An 18,643-nucleotide genomic window follows, 5' to 3' on the forward strand; every position below is an offset into this window, starting at 1 on the left:
TCGACGAGACGACCGGTCAGCTGGCCGGCCCCAAGGAGAATCCATGACCGTTCAAGCCCTGTTCGAGCCCTTCCGCCTGGGCAACCTGGAACTGCCCACCCGCGTGGTGATGGCGCCTATGACCCGTTCCTTCTCCCCCGGCGGCGTGCCCAATGCCCTGGTGGTGGAGTACTACCGTCGTCGCGCCGCCGCCGGCGTCGGGCTGATCGTCACCGAAGGCACCACGGTTGGCCACAAGGCCGCCAACGGTTACCCGAACGTGCCGCGTTTCTATGGCGAGGATGCCTTGGCCGGCTGGAAGCAGGTGGTTGACGCGGTACACGCCGAAGGCGGCAGGATCGTTCCGCAGCTGTGGCACGTGGGCAATGTGCGCAAGCTCGGCACCGAGCCCGATGCCAGCGTGCCGGGCTATGGTCCGAGCGAGAAGGTCAAGGACGGCAATGTCGTGGTCCATGGCATGACCAAGCAGGACATCGACGAAGTGATCGCCGCCTTCGCCCAGGCCGCCCGCGACGCCAAGGCCATCGGCATGGACGGCGTGGAGATCCACGGTGCTCACGGCTACCTGATCGACCAGTTCTTCTGGGAAGGCAGCAACAAGCGCACCGACGAATACGGCGGCGACCTGGCCCAGCGTTCGCGCTTCGCCATCGAACTGGTCCAGGCCGTGCGCGCCGCCGTCGGTCCGGACTTCCCGATCATCTTCCGCTTCTCCCAGTGGAAGCAGCAGGACTACACCGCGCGCCTGGTACAGAGCGCCGAGGAGCTGGGCGCCTTCCTCAGGCCGCTGGCCGACGCCGGCGTGGACATCTTCCACTGCTCGACCCGTCGCTTCTGGGAACCGGAGTTCGAGGGTTCCGACCTCAACCTGGCGGGCTGGACCCGCCAGCTCACCGGCAAGCCGACCATCACCGTCGGCAGTGTCGGCCTGGACGGCGAGTTCCTGCAGTTCATGGTTAACACCGACAAGGTGGCCGAGCCGGCCAGCCTGGAGAAGCTGCTGGAGCGCCTGAACAAGCAGGAGTTCGACCTGGTGGCCGTGGGCCGTGCGCTGCTGGTCGACCCGGACTGGGCGGTGAAGGTACGCGATGGCCGCGAGAGCGACATCCTGCCATTCAGCCGCGAGGCCCTGAAGCAGCTGGTCTGATCTCGACCAGCGGCGCCGACGAGGCCCGGCGGGAGCACAGCGCTTCCGCCGGGCCTCGTCGTATCTGGGGTGAACGCAGTAGCCCGGATGCAATCCGGGAATCCGCCTCCCCGGATTGCATTCGTGAGCCTTTTTTATGAAGACGCCGGTCCGTATACTCGTGGCTGGATAAATAGACAGTGTGTCGGTTCGGCCGGCCCGCGGAGCGAAGCGCTGCATGACCCTGATCCTTGGCATCGACCCCGGCTCGCGCATCACCGGCTACGGCGTGGTGCGCGACACTGGGCGCGGTTGCGAGTACATCGCCTCGGGCTGCATCCGCACGGGCGAGGGGGATCTGGCCAGCCGGCTGCAGATGGTGTTCCGCGGCGTCAGCGAGGTCATCCGCCAGCACGGCCCGGTGACCATGGGCATCGAGCAGGTGTTCATGGCCAGGAACGCCGACTCGGCGCTCAAGCTCGGGCAGGCGCGTGGTGCGGCCATCGTCGCGGGCATCGAGGCCGGGCTGGAAGTCAGCGAATACACGGCCAGCCAGGTCAAGCAGGCCATCGCCGGCACCGGCGGCGCGGACAAGCAGCAGGTGCAGATGATGGTCATGCACCTGCTCAAGCTGGTGCAGAAGCCGCAGATCGATGCCTCCGACGCACTCGCCATCGCCCTCTGCCATGCCCACCACCGGCAGAGCCTGATTCCCCACGGCCTGCTCGGCGCCAAGCGCCGCGGCGGCCGGCTGCGCCTGTAAACAGAAGGAAACACATTCGTGATCGGACGCCTCAAGGGCACCCTGGCGGAAAAACAGCCGCCGCATTTGATCCTCGACGTGGGTGGCATCGGCTACGAGCTGGAGGTGCCGATGACCACGCTCTATCGCCTGCCAGCCGTGGGGCAGCCGGTGACCCTGCACACCCATCTGGTGGTGCGCGAGGATGCCCACCTGCTCTACGGCTTCGCCGAAAAGCGCGAGCGTGAGCTGTTCCGCGAGCTGATCCGACTCAACGGCGTGGGGCCCAAGCTGGCCCTGGCGCTGATGTCGGGGCTGGAGGTGGACGAGCTGGTGCGCTGCGTGCAGGCCCAGGACACCTCGACCCTGGTGAAGATCCCAGGCGTCGGCAAGAAGACCGCCGAGCGCCTGCTGGTGGAGCTGAAAGACCGCTTCAAGGCCTGGGAGGCGATGCCGTCCATCGCCCCGCTGGTGGTGGAACCTCGTGCCGGCGTGGCAGTCTCAAGCGCCGAGAGCGACGCCGTGAGCGCGCTGATCTCGCTCGGCTTCAAGCCGCAGGAGGCCAGCAAGGCCGTGGCGGCCGTACAGGAAGAAGGGCTGTCCAGCGAAGAGCTGATCCGCCGTGCCCTGAAAGGAATGGTGTAAGAAGTGATAGACGCCGACCGCCTGATAACCGCCAGCAGCCGCGACCGCGACGAGCAGCTGGACCGCGCCATCCGGCCGCTCAAGCTGGCCGAATACATCGGCCAGCCGGTGGTGCGTGAGCAGATGGAGCTGTTCATTCAGGCCGCCAGGAACCGCCAGGAGGCACTGGACCACACGCTGATCTTCGGTCCGCCGGGGCTCGGCAAGACCACCCTGGCCAACATCATTGCCCAGGAAATGGGCGTGTCGATCAAGAGTACCTCGGGCCCCGTGCTGGAGCGCCCGGGCGACCTGGCCGCGCTGCTGACCAACCTGGAAGCCGGCGACGTCCTGTTCGTCGACGAGATCCACCGCCTCTCGCCCGTGGTCGAGGAAGTGTTGTACCCGGCCATGGAAGACTTCCAGCTCGACATCATGATCGGCGAAGGCCCGGCGGCCCGTTCGATCAAGCTCGACCTGCCGCCCTTCACCCTGGTCGGTGCCACTACCCGCGCCGGCATGCTGACCAACCCGCTGCGCGACCGCTTTGGTATCGTCCAGCGCCTGGAGTTCTACTCCAGCGAGGACCTGGCCACCATCGTCGGCCGCTCGGCCGGCATTCTCGGCCTGGCCATCGACCCGGAGGGCTCCTTCGAGATCGCCCGCCGCGCCCGGGGCACTCCGCGGATCGCCAACCGTCTGCTGCGCCGGGTGCGCGACTTCGCCGAAGTGCGTGCCGGCGGGCAGATCAGCCGCGCCATCGCCGACCAGGCGCTGAACATGCTGGATGTCGACGAGCGTGGTTTCGACCATCAGGACCGGCGTCTGCTGCTGGCCATGATCGACAAGTTCGACGGCGGGCCCGTGGGTGTCGACAACCTCGCGGCGGCCATCGGCGAAGAACGTGGAACCATCGAGGACGTGCTCGAGCCTTACCTGATTCAGCAGGGCTACATCATGCGCACCCCGCGGGGCAGGGTGGTGACCCGGCACGCCTACCTGCACTTCGGTCTCAACCTGCCGAAGCGCCTGAGCGATGTTCCGGTCACGGATCTTTTCGGCGGCGACGAATAGTTGCAAAACAAAGGCTTGCCCGGATTGGCAAGGCCAGGAGTAAACACTAGAGTATGCGCGCGCAAAACGAGGCCCAGCCTTTCATCTTCAGGTGTCGGGTGTACTACGAGGACACCGACGCCGGCGGCATCGTCTATTACGTCAATTACCTCAAGTTCATGGAGCGGGCTCGCACCGAGTGCCTGCGCAGCCTGGGCTTTGCCCAGTCGCAGCTGGCCGGCGAGAACCTGTTGTTCGTCGTGCATTCCGCCGAGGCGCGCTATCGCTCGCCGGCGAGGCTGGACGACGAGATTCTCGTCACTGCCGAGGTAATGGAGTTGAACCGTGCCAGCCTGCGCTTCCGTCAACAGGTACGGCGGGCAACGGATGAGGCGCTGCTCTGCGAGGGGCAGTTCGTGGTGGCCTGCGTGCGGGCCGACAATTTGAAACCCCGTGCCATCCCCGAAGCGCTGCGCGCAGCCTTCGCAGCCGGCATGGGTACAGTCACAGCAGGATCGGTAGGAGAGTAGCGTGGAAGCAACAGCCAACGCCGTCGACCATATGTCGATGTGGAGCCTGATCAGCAACGCCAGCCTGGTGGTGCAACTGGTCATGCTGACCCTGGTGGCCGCCTCGGTCACCTCCTGGATCATGATCTTCCAGCGCAGCACCATGCTGCGCGCGGCGAAGAAGTCCCTCGAAGTGTTCGAGGAGCGCTTCTGGTCCGGCATCGACCTGTCCAAGCTGTACCGCCAGGCCGGAAGCAATCCGGACCCGGACTGCGGTGTGGAGCAGATCTTCCGCGCCGGCTTCAAGGAATTCTCCCGCCTGCGCCAGCAGCCGGGCGTCGACCCGGATGCAGTGATGGACGGCGTGGCCCGCGCCATGCGCGTCGCCATCTCCCGCGAGGAAGAGAAGCTCGAGCAGAGCCTGCCGTTCCTCGCCACCGTCGGCTCCACCAGTCCCTACATCGGCCTGTTCGGCACCGTGTGGGGCATCATGAACTCCTTCCGCGGCCTGGCCCAGGTGCAGCAGGCGACCCTGGCCACCGTGGCCCCGGGCATCGCCGAGGCGCTGATCGCCACCGCCATCGGCCTGTTCGCCGCCATCCCGGCGGTGATCGCCTACAACCGCTTCGCCGCTCGCGGCGAGATGCTGATCGGCCGCTACTACACCTTTGCCGACGAGTTCCAGGCCATCCTGCACCGCAAGGTCCACACCTCGGACGAGTGAGTCTCAGCCCATGGCCAGAATCCGCAACAGACGCAAGCCGGTCGCCGAGATGAACGTCGTGCCCTACATCGACGTCATGCTCGTGCTGCTGGTGATCTTCATGGTGACCGCGCCGATGCTCAACCAGGGCGTCAAGGTCGACCTGCCCAAGGTTTCCAGCGAGGCGCTGCCGCAGGACAACGACGCCCGTGTGCTGACCATCTCGATCAAGGCCGACAAGACCTACTACTGGAACATGGGCGAGGAAGTCGACCCGGACCAGAGCAAGGCCAGCGAGACCGCCACCGAGCTGCCCGCTCTGGTGCAGACGGTCAGCGCGATCATGAACCAGAACGCCGGCCAGGGTAAGAAAGTGCAGGTCTTCGTGCGTGGCGACAAGGCCGTCGACTATGGCTCGGTCATGGCCGTGATGGGCGGCCTGCAGCAGGCCGGTGTCGGCAACGTCGGGCTGATCACCGAGGCGCCCTGATGCAGCAGAAGAGCGTTCGCTCCTCGTCGGAAAGCTATTTCTGGCCGACCATCTGGGCCGTGGCGATGCACGTCCTGATGTTCGCCATGTTGTTCGTCAGCTTCCACTTCGCCCCCGAGCTGCCGCCGGCCAAGCCGATCGTGCAGGCTACGCTGTACCAGCTGAAATCCCAGAGCAAGGCGACCACCCAGACCACCCAGAAGATCGCCGGCGAGGCCGAGAAGACCAAGGCCCGCCAGTACGAGGTGGAACAGATGGAGGCCCGCAAGGAGGAGCAGCAGAAGCAGGAAGCGGCGGCGGAACAAAAGAAAGCCGAGGCAGCCAAACAGGCTGAGGTGGCGAAGAAGCAGGCCGAGGCCAAGAAGGCCGAGGAAGCGAAGGCTGCCGAGCAGAAGAAACAGGCCGAGATCGCCAAGAAGAAGGCCGAGGACGATAAGAAGAAGGCGGCCGAAGAGGCCAAGAAGAAAGCCGCCGAGGAAGCCAGGAAGAAGGCTGCCGAGGCCGCCAAGAAAAAGGCTGCGGAAGAGGCCAAGAAGAAGGCCGCCGCCGAAGCCGCGAAGAAAAAGGCCCAGGAGGCCGCACGCAAGTCCGCCGATGAGAAGAAGGCCCAGGCCCTGGCCGAGCTGCTTTCCGATACCACCGAGCGGCAGCAGGCGTTGGCGGAGACTCAGGGCGATCAGGTCGCCGGCGATTTCGACGACCTGATCCGGCGCTACGTGTCGCAAGGCTGGAGTCGTCCGCCTTCGGCGCGCAACGGCATGACGGTGGTGGTGCAGATCAACATGCTGCCCGATGGCTCCATCACCAATGCCACCGTGGTGCGTTCCAGTGGCGACTCCGCCTTCGACAGCTCGGCGGTGACCGCCGTGCGCAACGTGGGCAGGGTGACGGAAATGCAGGGCTTGAGTCCCAGTGAATTCAATCCCTATCGCTCATTCAAGATGACCTTTACACCAGAGGACCTGGACCTGTGATCAATCTGTTTCGAGGGTTCCTAATCATGCTCTGCTGCGCTGCCGGTCTGGCGGTCGCGGACGAGAAGAACATCCTGGTCACCGGCGGTTCCGACCGGGCCATCCCGATCGCCGTGGTGCCGTTCGGCTGGCAGGGCGGCACCGTCCTGCCGGAGGACCTTTCCACCGTCATCGGCAATGACCTGCGCAACAGCGGCATGTACGCGCCGATCCCGCGGCAGAACATGATCAGCCTGCCGACCTCGGCGGCCGAGATCATCTATCGCGACTGGCAGGCGCTGGGCGCCCAGTACGTGATGGTGGGTAGCATCGTGCCCAACGGCGGTCGCCTGCAGGTGCAGTTCGCCCTGTTCAACGTGACCACCCAGCAACAGGTGGTCGCCGGCACCGTGGGCGGTACGCCTGACCAGTTGCGCGACATGGCCCACCACATCGCCGACCAGGCATTCGAGAAGCTCACCGGCATCAAGGGCGCCTTCTCCACCAAGATGCTCTATGTCACCGCCGAGCGTTTCGGCGTGAACAACACCCGCTACACCCTGCAGCGCTCCGACTACGATGGTGCGCGGGGCGTGACCCTGCTGCAGTCCCGGGAGCCGATCCTGTCGCCGCGCTATGCGCCGGACGGGCGTCGTATCGCCTACGTGTCGTTCGAGCAGCGCCGCCCGCGTATCTTCCTGCAACACATCGATACCGGCCGCCGCGAGCAGCTGACCAACTTTGAGGGCCTCAACGGCGCCCCGGCCTTCTCGCCGGACGGCAATCGCCTGGCCTTCGTGCTGTCCAAGGACGGCAACCCGGAGATCTACGTGATGGATCTCGGCTCGCGCCAGATCCAGCGCGTGACCAATTCGGGCTCGATCGAGACCGAGCCGTTCTGGGGCAAGGACGGGCAGACCCTGTACTTCACCAGCGACCGCGCCGGCAAGCCGCAGATCTACAAGCAGAGCATCCACGGCGGCAATGCCGAGCGGGTGACCTTCACTGGCAACTACAACGCCAACCCGAAACTTTCCGCCGACGAGAAGACCCTGGTGATGATCCATCGCCAGGATGGCTTCACCAACTTCAAGGTGGCCGCTCAGGATCTCGTGACCAGCCGCCTGCGCATTCTTTCGGAGACCAGTCTGGACGACTCTCCCACTGTTGCGCCTAATGGCACCATGCTAATCTACGCCACCCGCCAGCAGGGCCGGGGAGTGCTGATGCTCGTGTCCACCAACGGGCGTGTCAGGCTCCCGATTCCCACCGCTCAAGGTGACGTACGGGAACCGTCCTGGTCCCCCTTCCTGAACTGATGCGGTAAACGTTTTTTCTGCTTAAACACACCTGGGGTTCATTAGGAGTTACACCATGGAAATGCTGAAATTCGGCAAATTTGCTGCTCTGAGCCTGGCTCTGGCCGTGGCTGTCGGTTGTTCTTCCAAGGGCGGCGACGCCTCCGGCGAAGGCGCTGTCGATCCGAATGCTGGCTACAACGCCGGTAACAGTGGCATCGACAACGGTGCTCTGAGCGAAGAAGCCGCTCTGCGCGCCATCACCACCTTCTACTTCGAGTACGACAGCTCCGACCTGAAGCCGGAAGCCATGCGCGCTCTGGACGTACACGCCAAGGACCTGAAAGGCAACGGCGCTCGCGTCGTTCTGGAAGGCCACACCGACGAGCGCGGTACCCGTGAGTACAACATGGCTCTGGGCGAGCGTCGCTCCAAGGCTGTTCAGCGCTACCTGGTGCTGCAGGGCGTTTCCCCGGCCCAGCTGGAGCTGGTGTCCTACGGTGAAGAGCGTCCGGTTGCCACCGGCAGCGACGAGTCCTCCTGGGCTCAGAACCGCCGCGTCGAACTGCGCAAGTAATTCGCCATGCGTAAGTGCCCTCGTATCCTGACCTCTCTGCTTCTGGCCCTGCCGCTCGCGGCGGTGGCCGAGGTCCCTGTGGTGGATGGCGGCTCCGGTAGCAGCTATCCGCCCGCCGGCTATGGTACGAGCGGCGCCTACGCCGGGGGCGGGGCGCAAGCCCCGACCTCGGCGCAGGGCCAGCTGTTCATGCAACTGCAGCAGATGCAGGACGAGATCGCCCAGTTGCGCGGTCTGGTCGAAGAGCAGCAGAACGAGATCCAGCGCTTGAAGCAGGAAAGCCTGGCGCGCTACCAGGATCTCGACAGCCGCCTGCAGGGCGGTGCCGCCGGTGCCCAGGCACCCGCACAGAATTCCCCGGCCGATGGCGCGATCAACGCCGCCGGCACTCCCGCCGCGCCGGCCCAGCAGGCTCCAGCGGCCAGCAACGAACCGGCCGACCCGGCGAACGAAAAGCTCTACTACGACGCCGCCTTCGACCTGATCAAGGCCAAGGACTTCCCCAAGGCCAGCCAGGCCTTCGAGGGCTTCCTGCGCAAGTTCCCGCAGAGCCAGTACGCCGGCAACGCCCAGTACTGGTTGGGTGAGGTGAACCTGGCCCAGAACGACCTGCAGGGCGCCGGCAAGGCCTTCGCCCGGGTCGCGGCCAACTACCCGAACCACGCCAAGGTGCCGGATTCGCTGTTCAAGCTGGCCGACGTGGAGCGACGCCTGGGTAACACCGACAAGGCGCGAGACATCCTCAAGCAGCTGATCGCCCAGTATCCCGGTTCTTCGGCGGCGCAGTTGGCGCAGCGCGACCTGCAGCGACTCTGATCGCTCGTCTCGTGCCCGAAAGCCCGCGCCTGTCGCGGGCTTTTTCATGGCTATGTCCCCGTTATGTGTTGGTGGCGCAATCCTGCTTTTGTGGGAGCGGCTGGGCGGCATTCCGATTGGCCGCGAAATTCGCGGATAAATCCGCTCCCACGAGGTGTGCAGCAACTAACGGGGTCATGCCCGGCCTTTTGGCGGTCACGCGTCGGCCATCGGATGAACGATGTTGGCCATGTCTCCCGGGGCGTTTTTGTTTAGAATCGGCGCCCCGATTCACCCGCAACGGAGGCGGATGGCCTGTTTCGCCGTCACGCCCGGTGCTGATATGCAAGATACCCTGCGCATTACCGAGATTTTCCACTCGTTGCAGGGCGAGACGCGCACCAGTGGCCTGCCCACGGTGTTCGTGCGCCTGACCGGCTGCCCGCTGCGCTGCCAGTACTGCGACACCGCCTACGCCTTCAGCGGTGGCGAGATCATGAGCCTGCCCACCATCCTCGAGCGGGTGGCCGCCTACCGGCCCCGCTACGTCTGTGTCACCGGCGGCGAGCCGCTGGCGCAGCCCAACTGCATCCCGTTGCTGCGCCAGTTGTGCGACGCCGGCTATGAGGTTTCCCTGGAAACCAGCGGCGCGCTGGACATCTCGGCCACCGACACCCGCGTGAGTCGGGTGGTCGACCTGAAGACGCCCGGTTCGGCCGAGTTGGGGCGCAACCTCTACGCCAACATGGAGCGGCTCACCCGCAACGACCAGGTCAAGTTCGTGATCTGCTCCCGGGATGACTACGACTGGGCGGTGAGCAAACTGATCGAATACCGCCTGGAGCAGCGGGCAGGCGAAGTGCTGTTCTCGCCCAGCCATGGGCAGGTGAACGCGCGCGACCTGGCCGACTGGATCGTTGCCGACAACCTTCCGGTGCGTTACCAGCTGCAGCTGCACAAGCTGCTGTGGTGCGACGAACCAGGACACTGAGGAGTGAACGAGATGATCGACAAGAAAGCCGTGGTGCTGCTCTCCGGCGGCCTCGACTCCGCCACTATCCTCGCCCAGGCCAGGGCCGAAGGCTTCGCCTGCTACAGCATGAGCTTCGACTACGGCCAGCGGCACAGGGCCGAGCTGCAGGCGGCCGAGTGGGTAGCGCGCCAACTGGGTGTGGTCGAGCACAAGGTGATCGGCCTGAATCTCAACGGCATCGGCGGCTCGGCCCTGACCGACAGTGCCATCGCCGTGCCGGAGGCACCCACCGAGGGCATCCCGGTGACCTACGTGCCGGCGCGCAACACGGTGTTCCTGTCACTGGCGCTGGGCTGGGCCGAAGTGCTCGGGGCTCATGACATCTTCACCGGCGTCAACGCGGTCGACTACTCCGGCTATCCCGATTGCCGACCGGAGTTCATCGAGTCCTTCGAGCGCACGGCCAACCTGGCGACCCGTGAGGGCGTGGAGGGCAGGGGCTTCCGTATCCGCGCGCCGCTGCAGAACCTGACCAAGGCGCAGATCATCGAGGCTGGGATGAGGCTGGGCGTGGATTACGGCCTGACCGTCTCGTGCTACCAGGCCGACGACGATGGTCGAGCCTGTGGCCGATGCGACAGCTGCCGCCTGCGCGCGGCCGGCTTCCGTGCTGCGGAAGTGGCCGATCCAACTCGCTATCGCTAGATTTTTCCTGGAGTGTGTTGATTTTCTGAATCAAATCAGTATCATGCGCTCCGCATTGGGTCGTTAGCTCAGTCGGTAGAGCAGTTGGCTTTTAACCAATTGGTCGTAGGTTCGAATCCTACACGACCCACCATATCTTCAGGCGCAGCGCAGCCGCTGTGTCCTGCCTCGAAGCCCGCCAGCACGGTGGGCTTTTTTGTGGGCGACAGGAGCGTAGGGTGTGTTGGGGCTCACCGTTCCGGCACCCCCTCCGCCACCAGATGCCCCCGCGTCTGCAACGAGAACAGATGCGCATAGAACCCGCCCGGCCGTTCCACCAGTTCGGCATGGCGCCCCTGTTCGAGCACCTCGCCCTGGTTCAGCACGAGTATCAGGCCCGCGCTCATCACCGTGCTCAGGCGGTGGGCGATGATCACCGAGGTACGCCCGCTGACCAGCCGCTCCAGGCCCTTCTGCACCAGGTGCTCGGACTCCGAGTCCAGCGCGCTGGTGGCCTCGTCGAGGATGATCAGGCCCGGGTCCTTGAGGATCGCCCGGGCGATCGCCACCCGTTGCTTCTCGCCGCCGGAGAGCTTCACCCCGCGCTCGCCGACCAGCGTGTCGTAGCCGTTCTCCATGCGCAGGATGAAGCCCTCCGCATGGGCTGCGCGGGCGGCGGCGCGGACTTCGTCGTGGTTGGCGCCGGGGCGGGCGAAGGCGATGTTCTCGCCGATGCTGTCGTTGAACAGCGCTACGTCCTGCAGCACCACGCCCATCAGCGCGCGCACGCTGCGCTGGCGGTAGTCGCGCAGGTCGCGGCCGTTGATCAGGATGCGTCCCTCGCTGGGGTCGTAGAAGCGCATCAGCAGCTTGACGATGGTGCTCTTGCCGCTGCCGCTGCTGCCCACCAGGGCCAGGGTGCGGCCGGCGTCGAGGCGGAACGAGACGTGGCGCAGCGCGTAGTGGTCCTTGCCCGGGTAGCGGAAGCTGACGTCCTCGAAGACGATGCTTTCCAGGTGCTCCAGGGCCACCGCGTCGGACCGGTCGGCGTGTTCGGCCTCGACGTCGAGCAGTTCGACCAGGCGCTCGGCGGTGCTCTCGATCTCGCCGGCCTGGTTGATTTGCCGCGCCACCGGGCCGACGGTGTTGACCAGGTTCTGGGTCAGGGTCAGCACCAGCAGGATGTCGCCGACGGTGAAACGGCCCTGCAGCGCGCCATGCACGGTGAGGGCGACGGCGGCGAACACGCCGAAGGTGTTGATCACGTTGAGCGCCTGTTCCGAGCGCCATTCGGTCTTGTGCAGGTTGCCGCGCACCACCATCCACTCGGCCTGGGTGTCGTCGTAGCGCTGCTTGACCGCCGGCTCGCCGCCGAAGCTGCGCACCGTGGAGATGTTGCCGATCATCTCGGCGAGCAGCCCGGTCATGCGCCCGGCCAGCACCTGCCAGCCGCGCCGGTAGGGGCGGGTCCAGCCGACGGTGCGCCAGGATATCCACAGGTTGAGCAGCACCACCGCCGCGGCGATCACCCCCACCAGCGGCGCCTTGAGCAGCAGCACGACGAGGATGAAGGCCAGCTGCAGCAGACTCGCCAGGGTGCCGTCGGTGAGCGACGACAGCCACATGGTGATGGTGGTGATGTTGCCGAAGCGGTCCATGATCTCGCCGGCGCGGGTCTTCTCGAAGTAGTCGATGGACTTGCGCGTCATGTTGTCGAACACCCGCTGGCGCAGGGTGCTGACGGTGTCCAGCCAGAGGTTGTCGGCCTGGCGGTTCTGCAGGGCGCCGAACAGCACCACGCCCAGGCGCAGGACGAAGAAGGTGGCCAGCAGCAGGGTCACGCTCCAGGTCGCCTGCTCGCGGCTGATGGCGCCGGACAGCATCTGCGCGATGGCGTCGACGATGAACTTGTACAGGTACGGGGTGGCGGTGCCGATGAAGCCGAGGGCGGTGCCCACGGCGATCACGCCGAGCACGCGGCCGCGGTACTCCGGGATGAACTGGATGATGCGCCAGATGTTGTTCATGGTTCAGAGCAGGGCCGGGTCGAAGCGGCCCGCGGCGGCCAGGCGCTGCAGCGGTTCGCGCTGGTTCGGCTGTTCGCGGGCGCGCAGGTCGTCCGGCAGGCTGTCGCGTTCGGCGCGGCGGCCGATGGCCACGGCGACGTGGATGTCGTAGTCCTCCGGCACGCCGAGCAGGGCGCGCGCGCGTTCGCGGTCGAAGCCGCCCATGGCGTGGGTGGCCAGGCCGTCGTGGGCGGCCTGCAGGGCCAGGCTGGCCCAGGCGGCGCCGGCGTCGAAGGCGTGGCTGCCGAGCGGCGCTGGAGCGTCCTTGCCGGGCGCCTGGAAGCTGCGCTTGGAGAGCACGACGAGCAGCACCGAGGCGTTGGCCGCCCAGCGCTGGTTGTTGGCGATCAGCAGGTCGAGGAAGGCCGGCCACTCGGCGCTGTCGCGCTCGGCGTAGACGAAGCGCCAGGGCTGCGCGTTGTGCGCCGAGGGCGCCCAGCGGGCCGCCTCCAGCAGGGCGTGCAGCTGCTCTTGGCTGATCGGCAAGGCGTCGAAGGCGCGCGGCGACCAGCGGTCGACGAACAGCGGGTTGATCGGGTGTTCGGGTTGGCGTTGGCTCATGGTCAGGTCCTTGTGGCAGGGGAAAGCCTGACCCCTGGAGCACGAACCGTTCCACTTCCGCAAATTGTCGGTTTTTGCTGATTAATCAATGGCTTGATAGCGCATCGGCGAGCAGGCGCGGCGCGTTGCCCGGCGGCTGTTGCCAGGGCAGCAGCCCGCCGGCAGCGGGCTGCTGCGCCACCAGCAGTCAGCGCTGGCCGCGCACCAGTGGCAGCACTTCCTCGCCGACCCGGTAGGCTTCTTCCAGGTGCGGGGTGCTGGCGAGGATGAAGGCGTCGGCGCCCAGTTCGACCAACTGGTCCAGGCGTTCGGCGACCTGCTGGTAGCTGCCGACGATGCCGTTGGTCTGGCCGCCGCGCAGCAGGCTGAAGCCGGACCAGACGTTGGGCTCGATGATCAGGTCGCGGTAGCCGTTGATGGTCTGCGGCCGGTTGGCGCCCTGGCGGCTGGCGCCCACCGAGTCGCCGGCGCCGCGCTCGCGCAGGCGGGCGACGGCTTCCGGCGACAGCCGCTCGAAGCCCTTACGCACTTCGTCCCAGGCTTCTTCCTCGGTGGCGCGGGCGATCACGTCGACTCGCACCGCGCACTTGATCTTGCGGCCGAGGGCGTCGGTGCGCTCCTTCACCCGGTCGAACTTTTCCTTGAGCTGGTCGAACGGCTCCAGCCAGGACAGGTAGTAGTCGGCGTGCTTAGAGGCCGAGGCCAGGGCCGCGTCGGAGGAGCCGGAGAAGTAGATTTCCGGGAATTCCTCGCGCGACAGCGGTTCGGCCAGGCCGGCGCCCTTGACTTGGTAGAACTTGCCGTCGTAGTCGAACGGCCCGCCCTGCCAGACGCCGCGCAGCACGTCGAGGAATTCGCTGGTGCGGGTGTAGCGCTCGTCGTGGGCCACCGAGTCGCCCCACCACAGTTGCGAGGGACCGCCGCCGCCGGTGATCACGTTGAACAAGGCGCGGCCGCCGGTGGCGCGCTGCAGGGTGGCGGCCTGGCGCGCGGCGGTGACCGGGTTCAGGAAGCCTGGCTGGAAGGCGATCATGAAGCGGAAGGTGCGGGTCTGCCGGGCCAGGAAGGAGGACACCGTCCACGGCTCGTCGGTGGACGGGAAGGAGGGGATCAGGCCGCCCTGGAAGCCGGCGGTTTCCGCCGCGCGGGCGATCTCGGCGAGGTAGTCGATGTAGCTGTAGCCGTCGTCGCGGCCGCTCAGGCCGGCGCCGCTCGGGCGGCCCTCGCCGAAGTACCAGTCGCCGCGGAAGGGTTCGCGGTTGCGGTGGGTGCTGGGTTCGCCGTGGGTGGGCAGGCGCCAGTGGAAGTCGATGGTCATGCGGTTGTCTCCGGGAATGGGGGGCGGGTCAGGCGGCGCGGCGGGTACGGGCGCGCAGTTTCGGCAGCAGGTTCTCGCCGACCCGGTAGGCTTCCTCCAGGTGCGGCGCGGCGCCGAGCAGGAAGCTGTGGATGCCGGCGTCGGCATAGGCGGCCAGGTGCTCGACGACCTCGTCGTAGCTGCCGACCAGGGTGGCCTTGGCGTCGCCGTTGCCGAGGCCGAGCCACAGGCCGTCTTCGGCGAAGCTGCCTTGCCAGCCGGTCTGCTCGGCCAGGCGGCGGGCGTCGCGCTCGGCTTCCTCGCGGCTCTCACGGGCCAGCACGTCGAGGCGCAGGCCGAACTGCAGTTCGCGCTGGCGAGCGCGGGCGATGCCGCGCAGTTCGTCGAGCAGCGGCAGCAGGTCGGCCAGAGGCTGGGCGTCGAACAGGTGGACATCGGCCTGCGCCGCCGAGAGCTGCAGGGCTTCGGCGCTGGCGCCGGAGAGGTAGACCCGGGGCACCGGGTGGCCACCGAGCGGGCCGCTGAAGCCGCCGCCGCGGACCTCGAAGAAGCGCCCCTTGAAGTCGAAGCCGCCGGGCTGGCCGATGACGCCGCGGGCGACGGTGAGGAATTCGTCGATGCGCGGCAGCAGGTCGGTGTCGCCCGTCGGGTCGCCCTGGCGGCGGCGCTGCCCGGCGTCGGCGGTGCTGCCGATCTGCCAGGCGAAGCGGTTGCCGGAGAAGCGCTGGAAGCTGATGGCGTTCTTCGCCGCGTATACCGCCGAGCCGCGCGCCGCGTCGAACTCGGCGATCAGCCTGACGCGGCGGGTGGCCGGGGCGAGGTAGCCGGCGACGATCCACGGCTCGTCGCCGTCCGGGTGGTTGCCGATGCGGATGCCGTCGAAGCCGGAGAGGTCGGCGGCGCGGGCGATCTGGTGCAGGTAGTCGAGGTAGTTGAAGCGCGTGCCGCGCGGGTCGCTGACGCCGGCGGTGAACGGCGCCGGGTCGCCCGCCAGGCGCTCGCCGCGCTTGCGTTCGGTGGCGTCGGCGTAGCGCGCGTCGCGGTGGTTGGGGAGGTGCCAGATGAATTCGACGCTCATGGGAAAGGTCCTGTTGAAGGGAATCGCCACGGGCCGCGAAAGGCCCGCGTTGAGGGGGCAGGAGCAGGGAGCGTGCCAGGCGGTTGGGGATGGGCTGTGATGGGGCGGGAATGGAGGGCGGGGTTGATCTGGGTCAAGGGATGGGTGGGGTTGCGTGGTGGTTTGGATGGGGCTTGGCAGGGGCTGGGGCGGCCGGGTTGCTGGTGGCGCAGCAAGGGGGTGTTGGTAGGGTGCTGGTGGGACAGCAGAGGGTGGGATGCGAAGGGGGCAGAAGACCCTCACCCCAGCCCTCTCCCAGAGGGAGAGGGGGCTGTGCGGAGCGGGGCTGGGACGACGTGCCTAATCGACACCTCCGACCAACTCCCTCTCCCTCTGGGAGAGGGCGGGGGGTGAGGGAGCGGCGGATAACGTGAATGTCGAGGCGGTGCGCACGGCGCACCCTACCGGGCGTGCGCAAGACAACGAATGCTGATTCGGCCTCGTGTCGCGACAGGCATCCAATGTCGCCCCTTGGGCGCGGACGAACTCAAGCGACGTTGCTTTTGTGGGAGCGGCTTCAGCCGCGAAGGGCCCGCGGCGATCCATCGCCATCGCGGCCAAAGCCGCCCACGAGGCCGCTGCCATGGGTTGGCGTTCGGGTCGTAGCGTGGATCGCCGAAGCCATCCATCGGCACAGGGTCGCCAGGGTGGAGGACGTTTTCGCGGCTGAAGCCGCTCCCACAGGGCAAGCAGGCGCCGTAGGGTGCGCCGTGCGCACCGGGCTCAAGCGACGTTGCCTTTGTGGGAGCGGCTTCAGCCGCGAAGGGCCCGCGGCGATCCATCGCCATTGCAGTCAAAGCAGTCTATGAGGCCGCTGCCATGGGTAGGCGTTCGGGTCGTAGAGTGGATCGCCGAAGCCATCCACAGGCCCTGGGTCGCCAGGGTGGAGGACGTTTTCGCGGCTGAAGCCGCTCCCACAGGGCAAGCAGGCGCCGTAGGGTGCGCCGTGCGCACCGGGCTCAAGCGAAGTTGCCTTTGTGGGAGCGGCTTCAGCCGCGAAGGGCCCGCGGCGATCCATCGCCATCGTGGCCAAAGCCGCCCACGAGGCCGCTGCCATGGGTAGGCGTTCGGGTTGTAGAGAGGATCGCCGAGGCCATCCACCGGCCCAGGGTCGCCAGGGTGGAGGACGTTTTCGCGGCTGAAGCCGCTCCCACAGTGCAAGCACAGACACCGTAGGGTGCGCCGCGCGCACCGGGCCGGGCTCGGGAACGGCTACGGCGCGCTCGCCACCGTCGCCGGCCGGGCGTCGCTGTCCCACCAGCTGCTGATGGTCCACTCGTAGGCGCCGTAGTACAGCGGCACGGTCTGCGGCGCGCGCAGGCGCTGGTTGTAGATGAAGTAGTGCCTGGTCAGGTAGCGCCAGGGGATCACGTAGTGGTTGTGGATCAGCACCCGGTCGAGGGCGTGGGCGGCGGTTTCCAGTTCGTCCTGGCTCTGCGCGTCGAGCAGGCGCTTGATCAGCGTGTCGACCGCCGGCGACTTCACCCCGGCGAGGTTTTCCGAGCCAGGGCGGTCGGCGGCGGCGCTGTTGAAGCTGCGCCACAGTTCGTCGCCGGGCATGCGTGCCTCGCGCAGGGCGAGGGTGGAGTAGTCGAAGTCGAAGCCGCTCATCTGCTTGTAGGCGGTGGCGGCGTCGGTGAGGCGCTTCTTCACCACCACGCCGATCCGCGACAGGTTGAGGTACACCGGGTCCAGGTACGGGCTCTGCGCGCGGGTGCCGGCCACTTCCAGCACGAAGGGTTCGCCCGCGGCGTTGCGCAGCACGCCGTCGCGGTGGTGCCAGCCGGCCTCGGCGAACAGCTCCAGCGCCCGGGTCAGATTGGCCCGCAGGCTGGACGGCGCGCGGGTGCTGGGCTGCTGGTACATCGGCCCGAACACCGCCGGCGGCAGCTGGTCGCGGAACGGCTCCAGCAACTCCAGCTCCGCCGCGCTGGGCAGGCCGCGGGCGGCCAGCGGGCTGTTGGCGAAGTAGCTGTCGACCCGCTCGAATTCGCCGTCGAAGATCTTGTCGTTGATCCACTCGAAGTCCAGCGCGTAATTCAGCGCCTCGCGCACCCGCGGGTCCTGGAAGCGCGGCTTGCGCAGGTTGACCACCCAACCGTTCATGGCCGGCGGGTTGCGGTGGGGGAAGGTGCGCTTGACCAGTTCGCCGTCGTCGAAGCGTTTTCCGATGTACTGGCAGCACCAGTAGCGCATCTGGTTCTCGGCGATGAAGTCGTAGTCGCCGGAGCGCAGCGCGGCGACCTGGGTGTCGCGATCCTTGTAGAGCTTGTATTCGATGCGCTCGAAGTTGAAGCTGCCGCGCCGCACCGGGACGTCGGCCGCCCAGTAGGCCGGGTCGCGGCGGTAGACGATGCCGCGACCGCTGACCGCCCGCTCGATGCGGTAGGGGCCGCTGGCGATGGGCGCCTCGAAGCGCAGCTGGTCGAACTGCACCCGGCTGCCGTCGTCCTTCAGCCCCCACTTGGCGGAGAACACCGGCAGGCTGCCGGCGATGAACGACAGGTCGCGGCCGGTGCGGCGGAAGTCGAAGCGCACGCGGCGTTCGTCGAGCGCGACGACCCGCTCGATCTCGGCGAAGTAGGCCTTGAAGCGCGGGCTGGCCTGGCCGCCGGTGAGGGTCTCGAAGGAGTAGGCGACGTCCGCGGCGGTCACCGGGTCGCCATTGGAGAAGCGCGCCTGGGGACGCAGGCGGAACACCACCGAGCCGAAGTCCGGCGCCACGGCGATGTCCTCGGCGAGCAGGCCGTACTGGGTGTTGATCTCGTCCAGGCCGTTGATGGTCAGGGTCTCGAACACCAGTTCGAGCAGCCCCGGCGCCGGCGTGCCGCGCAGGCTGTAGGGGTTGTACTTGTCGAAGCTGCTGTTCTTGCTGACCAGCGACATGCTCAGGCTGCCGCCCTTGGGCGCGTCCGGGTTGACGTAGGCGAAGTGCTGGAAGTCGGCCGGGTACTTGGGCTGGCCGAACAGGGCCACGGCGTGGGCGCCATGGGCGGCGGGCGCGACCAGGGCGGCGGCGAGCAGCAGGGAGCGGAACACGGGCATGCGGACGCT

Annotated in this window: 18 protein-coding genes and 1 tRNA gene; 14 read left to right on the forward strand and 5 right to left on the reverse strand. The window is 67.1% G+C overall.

What is annotated here, in order from left to right; all coding sequences use genetic code 11:
• Positions 1-43 precede the first annotated feature (43 nt).
• The 14 genes from N7640_RS21215 (at position 44) to N7640_RS21280 (ending at position 10,681) form a co-directional block, all read left to right on the forward strand.
• Positions 44-1,147, forward strand: a complete 1,104-nt coding sequence (locus N7640_RS21215) for an NADH:flavin oxidoreductase (protein ID WP_279905532.1) — start codon at positions 44-46, stop codon at positions 1,145-1,147.
• 217 nt (positions 1,148-1,364) lie between these two features.
• Positions 1,365-1,889: a crossover junction endodeoxyribonuclease RuvC gene (ruvC, locus tag N7640_RS21220; RefSeq protein ID WP_279905533.1), complete on the forward strand. Its 525-nt coding sequence runs from the start codon at positions 1,365-1,367 to the stop codon at positions 1,887-1,889.
• An 18-nt stretch (positions 1,890-1,907) separates the two neighbouring features.
• Complete coding sequence (ruvA, locus tag N7640_RS21225) at positions 1,908-2,513, forward strand: Holliday junction branch migration protein RuvA (RefSeq protein WP_220813854.1); 606 nt, start codon at positions 1,908-1,910, stop codon at positions 2,511-2,513.
• Positions 2,514-2,516: 3 nt separating this feature from the next.
• A complete protein-coding gene (ruvB, locus tag N7640_RS21230; protein WP_220813853.1) occupies positions 2,517-3,566 on the forward strand; it encodes a Holliday junction branch migration DNA helicase RuvB in 1,050 nt (349 codons plus the stop codon).
• Positions 3,567-3,619: 53 nt separating this feature from the next.
• Positions 3,620-4,075 (forward strand): tol-pal system-associated acyl-CoA thioesterase, encoded by a 456-nt coding sequence (ybgC, locus tag N7640_RS21235; RefSeq protein ID WP_220813852.1) that lies wholly within the window; start codon positions 3,620-3,622, stop codon positions 4,073-4,075.
• A 31-nt stretch (positions 4,076-4,106) separates the two neighbouring features.
• Positions 4,107-4,778, forward strand: coding sequence for a protein TolQ (gene tolQ, locus N7640_RS21240; protein WP_220813868.1), 672 nt, complete (start codon positions 4,107-4,109; stop codon positions 4,776-4,778).
• Between the two features lie 10 nt (positions 4,779-4,788).
• Positions 4,789-5,247, forward strand: a complete 459-nt coding sequence (gene tolR, locus N7640_RS21245; protein ID WP_279905534.1) for a protein TolR — start codon at positions 4,789-4,791, stop codon at positions 5,245-5,247.
• On the forward strand, positions 5,247-6,221 hold the full coding sequence (gene tolA, locus N7640_RS21250) for a cell envelope integrity protein TolA (protein ID WP_279905535.1): 975 nt from the start codon (positions 5,247-5,249) through the stop codon (positions 6,219-6,221). The genes tolR and tolA overlap by 1 nt, the downstream gene beginning before the upstream one ends.
• A gap of 26 nt (positions 6,222-6,247) precedes the next feature.
• The gene (tolB, locus tag N7640_RS21255; protein WP_220813849.1) at positions 6,248-7,519 is read left to right on the forward strand and encodes a Tol-Pal system beta propeller repeat protein TolB; all 1,272 of its coding nucleotides are present in this window, start codon (positions 6,248-6,250) and stop codon (positions 7,517-7,519) included.
• 55 nt (positions 7,520-7,574) lie between these two features.
• Positions 7,575-8,075 carry a peptidoglycan-associated lipoprotein Pal gene (pal, locus tag N7640_RS21260; RefSeq protein ID WP_220813848.1) on the forward strand — a complete coding sequence of 167 codons (501 nt, stop codon included), beginning with the start codon at positions 7,575-7,577 and terminating at the stop codon, positions 8,073-8,075.
• Between the two features lie 6 nt (positions 8,076-8,081).
• The gene (gene ybgF / locus N7640_RS21265; protein ID WP_279905536.1) at positions 8,082-8,891 is read left to right on the forward strand and encodes a tol-pal system protein YbgF; all 810 of its coding nucleotides are present in this window, start codon (positions 8,082-8,084) and stop codon (positions 8,889-8,891) included.
• A 322-nt stretch (positions 8,892-9,213) separates the two neighbouring features.
• On the forward strand, positions 9,214-9,861 hold the full coding sequence (gene queE / locus N7640_RS21270) for a 7-carboxy-7-deazaguanine synthase QueE (RefSeq protein ID WP_279905537.1): 648 nt from the start codon (positions 9,214-9,216) through the stop codon (positions 9,859-9,861).
• Between the two features lie 12 nt (positions 9,862-9,873).
• Positions 9,874-10,548 carry a 7-cyano-7-deazaguanine synthase QueC gene (queC, locus tag N7640_RS21275; RefSeq protein WP_279905538.1) on the forward strand — a complete coding sequence of 225 codons (675 nt, stop codon included), beginning with the start codon at positions 9,874-9,876 and terminating at the stop codon, positions 10,546-10,548.
• Between the two features lie 57 nt (positions 10,549-10,605).
• Positions 10,606-10,681, forward strand: a tRNA-Lys gene (locus N7640_RS21280).
• A 97-nt stretch (positions 10,682-10,778) separates the two neighbouring features.
• On the opposite strand, the gene N7640_RS21285 is transcribed toward N7640_RS21280, so the two are convergent.
• The 5 genes from N7640_RS21285 to N7640_RS21305 all read right to left on the reverse strand — a co-directional run bounded on the left by N7640_RS21285 (position 10,779) and on the right by N7640_RS21305 (position 18,634).
• Positions 10,779-12,554 (reverse strand): ABC transporter ATP-binding protein, encoded by a 1,776-nt coding sequence (locus N7640_RS21285; RefSeq protein ID WP_279905539.1) that lies wholly within the window; start codon positions 12,552-12,554, stop codon positions 10,779-10,781.
• 3 nt (positions 12,555-12,557) lie between these two features.
• Complete coding sequence (locus N7640_RS21290) at positions 12,558-13,160, reverse strand: nitroreductase family protein (RefSeq protein ID WP_279905563.1); 603 nt, start codon at positions 13,158-13,160, stop codon at positions 12,558-12,560.
• 181 nt (positions 13,161-13,341) lie between these two features.
• A complete protein-coding gene (locus N7640_RS21295; RefSeq protein ID WP_279905540.1) occupies positions 13,342-14,472 on the reverse strand; it encodes an LLM class flavin-dependent oxidoreductase in 1,131 nt (376 codons plus the stop codon).
• 28 nt (positions 14,473-14,500) lie between these two features.
• A complete protein-coding gene (locus tag N7640_RS21300) occupies positions 14,501-15,550 on the reverse strand; it encodes an LLM class flavin-dependent oxidoreductase (protein ID WP_279905541.1) in 1,050 nt (349 codons plus the stop codon).
• 1,251 nt (positions 15,551-16,801) lie between these two features.
• Positions 16,802-18,634 carry an extracellular solute-binding protein gene (locus N7640_RS21305; protein ID WP_279905542.1) on the reverse strand — a complete coding sequence of 611 codons (1,833 nt, stop codon included), beginning with the start codon at positions 18,632-18,634 and terminating at the stop codon, positions 16,802-16,804.
• Between the last annotated feature and the right edge of the window lie 9 nt (positions 18,635-18,643).

The organism is Pseudomonas sp. GD04015, assembly GCF_029837675.1.
Taxonomy (GTDB): domain Bacteria; phylum Pseudomonadota; class Gammaproteobacteria; order Pseudomonadales; family Pseudomonadaceae; genus Aquipseudomonas; species Aquipseudomonas paralcaligenes.